The sequence below is a fragment of the Listeria fleischmannii subsp. fleischmannii LU2006-1 genome, assembly GCF_000344175.1.
Classification (GTDB): domain Bacteria; phylum Bacillota; class Bacilli; order Lactobacillales; family Listeriaceae; genus Listeria; species Listeria fleischmannii.
This window is the reverse complement of the sequence record NZ_ALWW01000069.1, coordinates 1-10,722: the sequence shown is the minus strand read 5'-3', so window position 1 is coordinate 10,722 and position 10,722 is coordinate 1. Positions and strand designations below refer to the sequence as shown.

Genomic DNA, 10,722 nt, shown 5'->3' with positions numbered 1-10,722 from the left:
AATTTTGAGTAAATTTATGGCAAAAAAACCAAGAAATAAAGAAAAAACAGCGGCAATATAGAAAAGAATAAATAAATCTGTGTATAATACCATACACATTTCCGCTTTCAGAATCCACACCGGGAAACGAATGCCCTAATACTACAAGTAAAATACCAATTCCTCTGAGAACTTGCATTTTAGAAAAAAATGTTGAATATTGTGAGGTCACGTTATTTTACCTTCTTTCTAAGCTAAAACTTTTATTTCAAAATTTAAATATGCTTCTAATCCATCTAATATATTAAAGTAAGGAACATACCCAAGTTGTTTTATTTTATCAATAGATGCAAACGAATATTTGATATCACCTTTCCTCATCGAATGATTCACTTTTGGAATTGGCTGTCCTATAAGTTTTTCAAAAAGTGAAATGACATCATTTAATGTATTTTTTTCACCTGAGGCAATATTAAATACTTCACCACGACTACTTTTATTTTCTCCGAGGATTATTAATCCTTGTACGATATCTTGAACATATACAAAATCTCTTATCTGCTCACCATCCCCATAAATGCTAAACGGCTTTTCAGATCCTTCCTTTAATTGGATAGCGGTATTTGCTAATATGGAGAGCACTCCAGAATACGGAGAATCAGGGTTCTGCCTAGGCCCATAAACATTAAAGAATCTAGCAACTGAAACAGGTAGTCCGAAGAGTTCACCATATGAAATCACATATTTTTCCGAACTATATTTATCAATCCCATATGGAGTTATTGGATCAATAAGTGATTTTTCAGTTTTGGGAAGAGTTGGTTCTGCTCCGTAAACTGCAGCAGAAGAAGCAAAAACAAATTTCTCTATTTGTTTTTCTTGTTCTTTGCAAGCCTCCAATAAATAAATTGTACTACTTGAATTAACATAATGTGAGGCCACAGGTTCATTAACTGTCTTTACTACGCTTGCAACTGCTGCTAAATGATAAACAAAATCAAAAGTGAAATTTTCAAATAAACTTTTTACAGTTTCTGGATTACTTATATCTCCGTTTATAAAGATGACCTCATCCGGTAAGTTTTCTATTTTTCCTGTACTTAAATTATCTACAACAACAACCGTATTTTTCGCAACCAATTGTTCAACTAAATGTCCACCTATAAAACCTGCACCACCAGTTACTAAGATCGTTTTCATTTATATAATACCTCCGTTTTCTTTATGATCATATGGTTCTATATTTTTTCCTTAAATTCTGTTGTCTTGATGACCTCTCTACAATTTCGTCACGAAAAAACAATATAGCACCATCTTTTTTTATTTTTGTGATTTTTTTTCGATTAATAAGTGAATAAAACTTTGCCTTGATATTCCTAGAATTTCTAAAGCTTCTGTTGTTGATACAAAATACTGATTTAAGATCTCTAATTGTTCATTTTTAGTTTTTTTCTTCCATTCTTCTCCCCTCCATTTTTTTAAAATTTGAATAACTCCTCATTTAAGGCTGAACATCGAATTCATGTTCAACTTTTTTTTCTTGCGTGTATTAACATCGATTGTCTTGTAGCTTCATTTAATCCCATATAATAAATAATGGCTTCAGCTAACTCTTCTGGGTCATGTTCTTTTACTAATAGCCCAGTTTCTTTATGAGAAATTATTTCAGGAATACCACTATGAAAAGTTGATATGACTGGTTTCCCTTGAGCCATTGCTTCCATTAATGATACGGGAATACCTTCCATATCTCCATCACTCGCTTCTACACTAGGAAGTAAAAAAATATCGCTTTTTTTAAATTGCTCTTTTACTTGCAATTGATCCATAAATCCATGAAAAAGTACTTTATCCTCTATTTTCAAATGACTTGCTAGTTGTTGTAATTTGGATTTCTCACTACCATCGCCAATAATATGCAACTCCAAACCCTTATAACGATTTTCTAAATAAGAAAGTGCTTTAATTGCGTCCTCTATACCCTTCTTTTCTGTTAACCTAGCCACTATTAGTAGCCTTAATCCATTTTGATTTAGCTCACGTGGTTGAAATGGAAAATCAGTTAGTTCAATCCCCATGTGATGTATTTTAATTTTATCTACTGGAGTACCAAGAGCTATTAACCTCTCTGCCCAAAACTTACTAATAGGTAATAATTTAACATCTGACTCAAATAAGAACGAGTAATAATTACTACCTTTTTGCTTTAATGTCCTTGTAAGATCGTAACCATGAAAAAAAGTGATTAATTCTCCTTTTAAATATCCTGAGTCTTTTAAAATACTTGCAATAAGGCCTACATTTCCATAATGCGCGATAATAAGATCTGAAGGTCCACGAACGGATAGTTTTTGGGCACATATTGAAGGAGTTAACGTATTTATAACTTTTCCATATCTCATTTTGAAAGTTCTAAATGTTGCGAAAGGATGTATAATACAACTTATTAGACGTTTTATTTTGGAATCTGGAATATCAATAAAAGTTACTTTTTCCATTAGTTGATACTCTTCTACCTTTGGATGTAACTTTTCAACGTTGCCCTTCTTTAGTGCGATTATTTCCACCTTATGTCCCATATCAACTGCTCCAGTAATTTGGTTTAAAATAAAGGTTTCAGACAATGTTGGAAACTCCGTTACAAAGAAAAGAATCTTTTTTCTATTCATAGGCGATTTGCACACCTTTATTATTTTTTCCATATGTCACTTTCTTCACATCAAATTGTTCTGCTAACATATTTTTCGTGTCTAAGATTAGTTGGCTATTTTTTCCAATCGCTTGCATATCAAAAACATCATGTCCTGTTAATAATAAAACTAAATCATACTTTTGAAATGAGTTATATTCTAAATCAATGGAATACTGTTTATCACCATTTTGATCAGAAAAAACATTTGCTTCCGGATCACAAAAATCAACTTTAGCTCCTTGCTGTTTTAATAATTCATAAACATATAAGCTAGGTGACTCACGCAAATCATTACTATTTTCCTTATACGCCATACCCACAAGTAAAATTTTTGACCCATTGATAGCTTTTTGATGTTTATTGAGTGCAAGAGCTGCATGTTCAATCATCTTCTCAGGCATTAAGCGGTTTGTTTCATGCGCCAACTCAATAAAGCGACTATAGAAATTTTTGGATCTTGCTTTCCATGACAGATACATAGGATCTAACGGGATGCAGTGGCCTCCAATTCCTGGGCCCGGAGTGAATTTCATAAATCCAAATGGTTTGCTACTAGCAGCTTCAATAGTTTCCCAAATATCAATATCCATTTTTTCAGCTAAAAGAGCCATTTCATTGATGAATGCAATATTGATACTACGAAATGTATTTTCAAGTAATTTACTCATTTCAGCAACTTCCGCCGAATTTACAGGAACAATTTCTTGAATAACTTGTTCGTATAACTGAACACCAAGATCTTTTGAAAATACATCAACTCCGCCCACAACTTTTGGCGTATTTAGTGTATTATAAGTTTTATTACCAGGATCAACCCTTTCTGGTGAATAACAAGCAAAAAAATCTTTTCCTAAAGTAAAACCTCTCTCCGCCATTGTTTTACAAATAAATTCTCGTGTCGTTCCAGGATAAGTTGTACTTTCAAGGGAAATAAGGACTCCTTTTTTTACTTTCTGACTAATCATGTCCATTGCATTGCTTATATAACTCATGTCTGGCTCCATTGTTTCTGTAAGTGGGGTCGGAACACAAATAATAACGGCATCTGCTTGTACTATAGCATCCATATCAGCTGTTACACTAAAATTGGTAGCTAATTGTTCTTGAAGATTTTCATCGGAGATATCTGCAATATCTGACTTTCCTTTATTTAACGTATTAATTTTTTTGGCACTAACATCAAAACCAATCGTTTCAAAACCTTTAGCTGAAAAAGCGACAGCAAGTGGCAAACCGACGTATCCTAGACCTATAATAGCCACCTTGGCTTCTTTATTACTTATTTTTTCTTTTAAAGTAGATAACATATCTTTTATTTTCCTTTCAAATTCAATTTTTCTTTTTTATCAACTTAAACCTAAGTTTCGAAGCAATAGTATTCATTATTTTGAACACTAAAACATCTTTTGACCAAATCAAAATAGTTGTATAAATGATACCTCCTAATACAATTTGGATGGCCATAGTAAGTAGCGAATCACGCATCACATATAGCATGAACATTTCTCCTGCAAATGCAACAATACTAGCTACGGCATATGGGAATACTCCTCTTAACAATTTTTTGAAATTAAAGAAGCTCCTTGAAAAATATCCTAATATAAGACACATAACAAAAGTGAACGTTAAATATGCAATGGATGTAGCACCACTTTTTAAATATGGAATAAAAATAACATTCATCCCAAAACTAAAAATAGCAGCAAATAATGCGCTCAATGCATATACTCGATTTTTTCCTGAAGTCATAAGCACTTGAATCCCAAACACACCGCTAATTCCTGAAAAAAATAAACTAGGAGCTAAAATTTGAAGATTTATAACAGTTGGCTGAAATTGCTGGCCTAAAAACCACGGTATAAATATAGGGGCAATCGCAATTAATCCTGTAACAATTGGCAAAGTACTAAATGATACATATTGTATTGAAAAATAAATGGACTTCTCAAATGTTTCTTTACGTTTATTTTTAAATTGTTTTACCATTTTGGGGCTCATAACACTCGATAACGCGGTAACAAATACCACAAATAGAGTAATCAATTTAAAAGCTTGATTAAAATATCCTACTTCCATCTCAGAAGATACATTTCCTAAAATGACTTTGTTTAAGGCGGTTGGAATTAGTGTAATAATCGGTACTATTGCAAATGTTAATACTGGAAGAATATGGCCCATTGCTAAACGTTTTGAAAACGAAATGGTTTTAAAACGTTTTAACACAGGTGCCCAAGTAACAAGTTGGCCTAATAAAAGAGCAAAAGAATTTATAAAGATATATAATGCTAAGTCATCCGGATTCTTAATTAATATAAAAATCCCAAATATGGATATTATTCTTACAATCATATTCTTAATCATGATATTTTTAATATTCTCTTGTCCTGTATAAAACCAAGTAATATCTAAAACATATGCTAATATAGTCAAGCTATTAATTAAAAACAAGGAGCTATAACTATCACTTAAAATGGAAAAGATAAGATATGCGGTGAGCACAATGGTTGAAAAGATAAGCTGTACTGAGTATAAACTAAAAAATTCTAATTTCAACAGCTTCTCATTTTCAGTTCCCGCAATTACTTTCCTTCCATAATCGCCAATTCCTAAAGAAGCAAAAGCAATAAATAGCTGCACAACTGAACTAACATATGCTTCTATTCCAATATTTTCTGGCTGTAAAGCCCGAATAACATATGGCATTGTAAAGATAGGTGTGATAACAAGCAATATTTGATATAGTAAGACAAAAATATAGTTTATTGTCATTTTATTTCTCATCTATTTACACGGCATCCTTACCAGATAATACTTGCTTTATCGTGAGTAAAATAATAGTAAAATCCAGCTTCATACTAATATTATCCACATAGTAAACATCTAGTTTTATCTTTTGACCATGATTCATATTACTACGTCCATTGACTTGTGCCCATCCCGTTATACCAGGATATACATGTAGTCTTTCTTTTTGTTTCTCCGAATAACACTTTGTTATATCTAGAATTTCTGGTCTTGGCCCCACAATACTCATATCGCCTTTCAACACATTCCACAATTGTGGAAGTTCATCTAAACTTGACTTCCGAAGAAAATGACCTATTTTAGAAACATTTGGTTGAGTTCCTGATGCAGATTTAAATACAAAATCATCTGGAACTCCATTCTCCCAATTATAGACCTTTCTTTCTTTAGAATTAATTTGTCCAGATTGACTCATCGACCGAAATTTATAAATTTTAAAAGGCTTTTCAAATCTGCCTGCTCTTTGCTGTTTAAATATAATGTTTTCTCTTGGTGAATCTATTTTTACAAGTATAGCTGCTATAATAAAAAATGGGCTTAAAATGATAATGCCTATTACAGATAAACAAACATCTAAGAATCTTTTTTCTTTTTGCACTAAACTATGAGTAGCTTGATTTGTACGGATTTTCATATTTTTCCTTCCTATCTTATTGTTCTAATGGATCCTCCTGTACGGATATGTTTAAAAAAACCATTCCACACATAACAAGGGAAATAAAACGCAGATTGCAAGAGTGATAATTTTTGATCATATCTATATACCTGCCAAATTTGCTTGGCCATGTTTAATTTATTACTAGATAAAGAAGAAGTATGTGTTTTTCGATAACATGCTAAAACTTCTGTTACCCCAGCAGCTTTGTGACCTACTCGTAAAATAGAGAGCCATGTAGCTGTATCTTCTGCTCCTTTGAAGCTAGGCATCTCAACCTTCCCCGTTTTCTTAGTATCTATAACAACCGTTAAACAACCAATAATCGTATTTTTTAACAACTGTTTATACGTAATATTACTTGGCACGTCAACTATGCCTGTTATCTGCTCTCCCTCTACATTCATCACCTCATAAGCTGAATAACATAAAGCAATATCTTGTTCTTTCATGAAAAGAATTTGTTTCATAAGTTTGTCTTGTTTCCACAAATCATCACTATCTAAAAAGGCGATATATCTTCCTTTAGCTTTGGCGATTCCAAGATTTCTTGCTCCTGACGCTCCAGTATTTTCTTCTAATTGAATAAGCTTTATGCGTTTATCTGTATACTCTTTAACAATTTTACTTGTTCTATCATCTGAACAATCATCAATGATTAACAGTTCAAATTGAGTATAACTTTGTTCTAATACACTATCGATTGCACTTCGAATATATTGTTCCGAATTATATGCTGGCATAATTACACTAACTTGTTCTAACATCTGGTTCTCCTTTTCTAAAATAATAGATATTGAGCATACTTATTGCTAATCCAATTCCTAAACTCAAATGACGTTTATCAACGGTATTACTTAACCCCACACTTGCTGAAATGAAACTGATCAACACTAATAAAATGATGACTGTCAATGGATTAAAACCATTTTTAAAAATAAATTTTATACCGTAAACAAAGAGCAATGAAAAAAAGATAATCAGTGGAACAAATGCAAGGAGCCCTCCATTAGCTAAAGCTTCTAGCCAATAATTATGTGCGGAAAAATAATTATCTTTTAATCTTTCAAAACCATACATATAGTAGTCAAGTTTAATAGGCAAAATCCCAGCACCTAATCCTTGTATGGGATTCTCCTGGATAAACTTCCAAGATATTCTGTACATTTCTAACCGATCACTTGTGGAACCACCTTTTTCTGTAAAGGCCTTTACGATGATAAAATAGACATTATTTATCAAGTTAGAATGTGCTATTGAGAGAAATAGCGTTGTAGCAAGACCTCCTACGTACAAACTGATAATTGTCCAAATCCTAGACCAAGATAGCATAAAAATGAATAATTCTAGGAGGATAACTATCATTGATACACGCGAATATGTCATGATAACAAGATAAAGAGCTATAGATGATACGGCTAAAATGGAAAAAACACATAGCCATCTTTTTTTAATACGTAACAAAGTTAAAATAACAAAAGGAAATAAAATTGTTATTTCAGAAGCAAAATCATTTGTATTTAACAAAAAACCTGTAGGTTGAAATTGACTAGTCGTCGTTATATAGTAATAGCTTCCAGATTGTGGTAAGTGAATACCAGTTAATGTTTCAAAAAGGCCAATTCCCAAGATAGCAATATATATAATGCTTAACATACGGCTAAACTGATGAAACGCTTTGATATTATTGATATAGTAAGCACATAAGAAAATGACATACAACCACTCAAAAGTAAAATATAGATAACGAATACTTAGAGAAATACTCGGTGTCCAAAACAAAGTAAGAACCATACAGAATAAAAAAAGGGCATAACTGATAAAAAACCATTTCACAAATTTTATTCGCTTCCACTCTTTCTTTTGTTTAAAAATTAATATCATTAAATGCACTGGTATCAATATTCGAAATAAAAATATATTTTCATTCCCTGGTATTCCTAAATAAGACCCAAAAAAACCAGCAAACAAAATGACAAAACTTAAAATATAATTTAATCTGTCATAATCTATCTTCACTATCATCGGAATGATTAGTATCAATAAAAAGATGATACTAAATCCATACGGTATAAATATACAAGCTTCTATAAAAATAATGGCTAACGCGATAAATAAAAATAACTTGATAAAAAATTTAGTTCTCTCTGAATTAGTAATAAGCATAATTGCTCTTATCTTTCTTTTTATAATGATGGGCATTTAATATGGCTCCGATTAAAGCTGCTCCGGACTTATTTATATACCCTTGGATTTCTTCGACTTCTGCCACTTTCGTTATGCCTTCTCTTACTACTAACACAACACCATCACATAAGGATGCAATAACTCGGCCATCAGCTAAAACACGAATGGGGGGAGTATCAATGAGAAGAATGTCATACATACTGTCTAGTGTGTCTAATAGCTCTTCAAATGCGGTTGAGCTAATAATTTCAAGTGGATTTGGTGGAAGTGGGCCAGTTGGCATGAAATAAAAATTGTTCTCTATTTCAAATTGGCTTTCCTCTAATAGTTCTGGATTCTGCATGACCGTCATAAGACCATTTTGCCCTTTATACAGTAATTGTTTTGTTAGTCGTGGGCGATGCAAATCCATATCAAGTAATAGAACTTTTTTACCTTGTCTAGCAAATTCTTTCGCAATATTACTAATACAAAATGTTTTACCCTCACCCTTATTGGCTGATGTAAACATAATTCTTTTATTCTTTTTCCGTGCCAGCAATGAGAGTTGCAAACTCACTTGAATCGAACGGATTTTTTCTGCTTCAAATGTCTTTTCACCACTTTCAAAAAGCAACAATTTTTTTCTTGATCTACCTTTAGAAGTGACTTTTTTTATTTTTTTTTTAACATTATTTATCAATCCCCTCTATATAAGGTATATCTCCAAGAAAAGTAATATCCATATTCATTAAGTTCTCTTTCTGACGAATCACATTATCATAACTCATTTGAATTAAAATGATGACCATCGCTAACCCAAAACCAAGCCCAATCGATAATATATATTTCATTAGGTTTGTTACTACATAAGCTGTATCAGCTTTTTCTAACACCACAACTTTAGTTCCGTTAAATAATTTGGGGAAATCTTTCTTTGTGGCTTCACCAACACCATCAGCTATCTTCTGTGCCATTTCAGGATCAGAGTCTCTCACATTAACGGTATAGACTAAAGAGTTCGTATTACTCTTAATCGTGAGTTTATTTGCTAGTTCTGCTGCAGAAATATCTAATTTATTCTGTTTTATAACCTCTTGTAATGTTCGTGCACTTGTAATTGTTGTACTATACGTATCTGCTAATTGTATCGAAGAACGCACATTATCAGAAGTTTGTGAAGCATTCTCTGTACTTGGAGGTGTAACCAATAGTTGCGTAGAGGTTGTATATGTGGGCTTCATGACAAAATGTGTAATCAGAAATGTTAATGCAACTAAAACAAGAGGAATTATGATGAACCAATACCACATCTTTTTTATACTACGAAGAAATTGATTCATATTTTGAGCTTGCGTCATCTACTTTATCCTCTCTTTCTATTTGATAGACATCATTTAATAATTTTGATGCCTCAATCCGCCAATTATAATATAATTCATAGGCATTACGGCCGTTTTCTCCTTCTGCTATATAGCGCTCCTTATTTTGTGCTCTCTGTTCGACAATATCTATAAGACTATCAATATTTTTTGGTGCACATACTTCTCCAGTTTTGTGCTGTTCAACAAATTTTTTCCAATCTGGAAAATCAGATGCTAATATGGGCAATGAAGCAGCCATATATTCGTATAACTTAGTTGCCATAGAATTTCTATGGTTCGGAATATCTTCTAGTAAACATAGTCCTAAGTCTACCGAACGATAAGCTTCCCAGATTTCCGGATAAGGGACTCGACCATATATATCAACATATTTTTGTATAGAATTTTTAACTAAATATTCATTTATTTCATTTTGTAATGGTTTATTTATAGGACCTAATAATTTTAAGCAATATTTACCAGGACTTCTCAAATTTAATACATGAATCATTTCTAACATCACAAATATTCCACGCTCTTTCGTTATACTTCCCACATATATCATCGTAAATGGCCTTATTTCTTGAATTAAATTTAATCTCGGAATAAAAGTTGGAAAGTTATACACATCAACTAATTTTGAATCAGGAATATATTTATAATCATCTCGGTACGATGCTTCCGCTAAAACAACTCGGTCACAGTACTTTAAAGTATATTTCTCCATTAAAACTACCCATTTTTTTAGTGGATTTCTAATTAATTTAGGTATCCATGCTTTTCTTTCGATATCTTTAGGGAAATTTTCATGCATGTCATAAATCATAATAGCTTCTTTCTTTCTTTTTTTTAATCTTGGATAAAGAAGAAGTAATTCTGGATCATGTATATGATAATACTTGGCATCAGAAGTTTTCGCAATTTGATAAAGTTTCCGCCAACGATTGGGTCTACTCCATTTGGACGAACTAACTTTTAATAAATGAATATGAATATTGGGATATTCAATAAGCTTCATTCCATTGTCAATCGCATAAAATTCAACCGTGAAACCATTATCT

At 32.1% G+C, this 10,722-nt stretch carries 11 protein-coding genes; all 11 read right to left on the bottom strand.

The annotated features are described in order from the left end of the window. A partial coding sequence (locus LFLEISCH_RS15650) for a hypothetical protein (protein WP_206538457.1) occupies positions 1-211 on the bottom strand: 211 nt, incomplete at its 3' end. 17 nt (positions 212-228) lie between these two features. Beyond that, positions 229-1,179: an NAD-dependent epimerase/dehydratase family protein gene (locus LFLEISCH_RS13920; protein WP_007477839.1), complete on the bottom strand. Its 951-nt coding sequence runs from the start codon at positions 1,177-1,179 to the stop codon at positions 229-231. A 326-nt stretch (positions 1,180-1,505) separates the two neighbouring features. Then, on the bottom strand, positions 1,506-2,648 hold the full coding sequence (locus LFLEISCH_RS13915; protein WP_007477837.1) for a glycosyltransferase: 1,143 nt from the start codon (positions 2,646-2,648) through the stop codon (positions 1,506-1,508). After that, complete coding sequence (locus tag LFLEISCH_RS13910) at positions 2,641-3,978, bottom strand: nucleotide sugar dehydrogenase (RefSeq protein WP_007477836.1); 1,338 nt, start codon at positions 3,976-3,978, stop codon at positions 2,641-2,643. Before LFLEISCH_RS13910 ends, LFLEISCH_RS13915 begins: the two co-directional genes overlap by 8 nt. A 22-nt stretch (positions 3,979-4,000) precedes the next feature. Next, positions 4,001-5,452 carry an oligosaccharide flippase family protein gene (locus LFLEISCH_RS13905; RefSeq protein ID WP_007477834.1) on the bottom strand — a complete coding sequence of 484 codons (1,452 nt, stop codon included), beginning with the start codon at positions 5,450-5,452 and terminating at the stop codon, positions 4,001-4,003. A gap of 4 nt (positions 5,453-5,456) precedes the next feature. Beyond that, positions 5,457-6,110, bottom strand: coding sequence for a sugar transferase (locus LFLEISCH_RS13900; RefSeq protein ID WP_007477832.1), 654 nt, complete (start codon positions 6,108-6,110; stop codon positions 5,457-5,459). Positions 6,111-6,121: 11 nt separating this feature from the next. Beyond that, complete coding sequence (locus LFLEISCH_RS13895) at positions 6,122-6,898, bottom strand: glycosyltransferase family 2 protein (RefSeq protein ID WP_007477829.1); 777 nt, start codon at positions 6,896-6,898, stop codon at positions 6,122-6,124. Then, positions 6,882-8,333 carry an O-antigen ligase family protein gene (locus tag LFLEISCH_RS14840; RefSeq protein WP_007477827.1) on the bottom strand — a complete coding sequence of 484 codons (1,452 nt, stop codon included), beginning with the start codon at positions 8,331-8,333 and terminating at the stop codon, positions 6,882-6,884. Before LFLEISCH_RS14840 ends, LFLEISCH_RS13895 begins: the two co-directional genes overlap by 17 nt. Continuing rightward, positions 8,284-8,934, bottom strand: coding sequence for a CpsD/CapB family tyrosine-protein kinase (locus tag LFLEISCH_RS13885; RefSeq protein WP_241432922.1), 651 nt, complete (start codon positions 8,932-8,934; stop codon positions 8,284-8,286). The genes LFLEISCH_RS14840 and LFLEISCH_RS13885 overlap by 50 nt, the downstream gene beginning before the upstream one ends. A gap of 55 nt (positions 8,935-8,989) precedes the next feature. Next, positions 8,990-9,658: a YveK family protein gene (locus tag LFLEISCH_RS13880; RefSeq protein ID WP_007477824.1), complete on the bottom strand. Its 669-nt coding sequence runs from the start codon at positions 9,656-9,658 to the stop codon at positions 8,990-8,992. After that, positions 9,621-10,722, bottom strand: a 1,102-nt coding sequence (locus tag LFLEISCH_RS15435) for a glycosyltransferase (protein ID WP_007477822.1), incomplete at its 5' end; no start/stop codon positions are given. The genes LFLEISCH_RS15435 and LFLEISCH_RS13880, both read right to left, overlap by 38 nt.

What these genes read in the sequence shown, in the direction of transcription:
- LFLEISCH_RS13920 (WP_007477839.1), bottom strand. Translation starts at nt 1,179, where the DNA reads ATGAAAACGATCTTAGTAACTGGTGGTGCAGGTTTTATAGGTGGACAT.
- LFLEISCH_RS13915 (WP_007477837.1), bottom strand. Translation starts at nt 2,648, where the DNA reads ATGAATAGAAAAAAGATTCTTTTCTTTGTAACGGAGTTTCCAACATTG.
- LFLEISCH_RS13910 (WP_007477836.1), bottom strand. Translation starts at nt 3,978, where the DNA reads ATGTTATCTACTTTAAAAGAAAAAATAAGTAATAAAGAAGCCAAGGTG.
- LFLEISCH_RS13905 (WP_007477834.1), bottom strand. Translation starts at nt 5,452, where the DNA reads ATGAGAAATAAAATGACAATAAACTATATTTTTGTCTTACTATATCAA.
- LFLEISCH_RS13900 (WP_007477832.1), bottom strand. Translation starts at nt 6,110, where the DNA reads ATGAAAATCCGTACAAATCAAGCTACTCATAGTTTAGTGCAAAAAGAA.
- LFLEISCH_RS13895 (WP_007477829.1), bottom strand. Translation starts at nt 6,898, where the DNA reads ATGTTAGAACAAGTTAGTGTAATTATGCCAGCATATAATTCGGAACAA.
- LFLEISCH_RS14840 (WP_007477827.1), bottom strand. Translation starts at nt 8,333, where the DNA reads ATGCCCATCATTATAAAAAGAAAGATAAGAGCAATTATGCTTATTACT.
- LFLEISCH_RS13880 (WP_007477824.1), bottom strand. Translation starts at nt 9,658, where the DNA reads ATGACGCAAGCTCAAAATATGAATCAATTTCTTCGTAGTATAAAAAAG.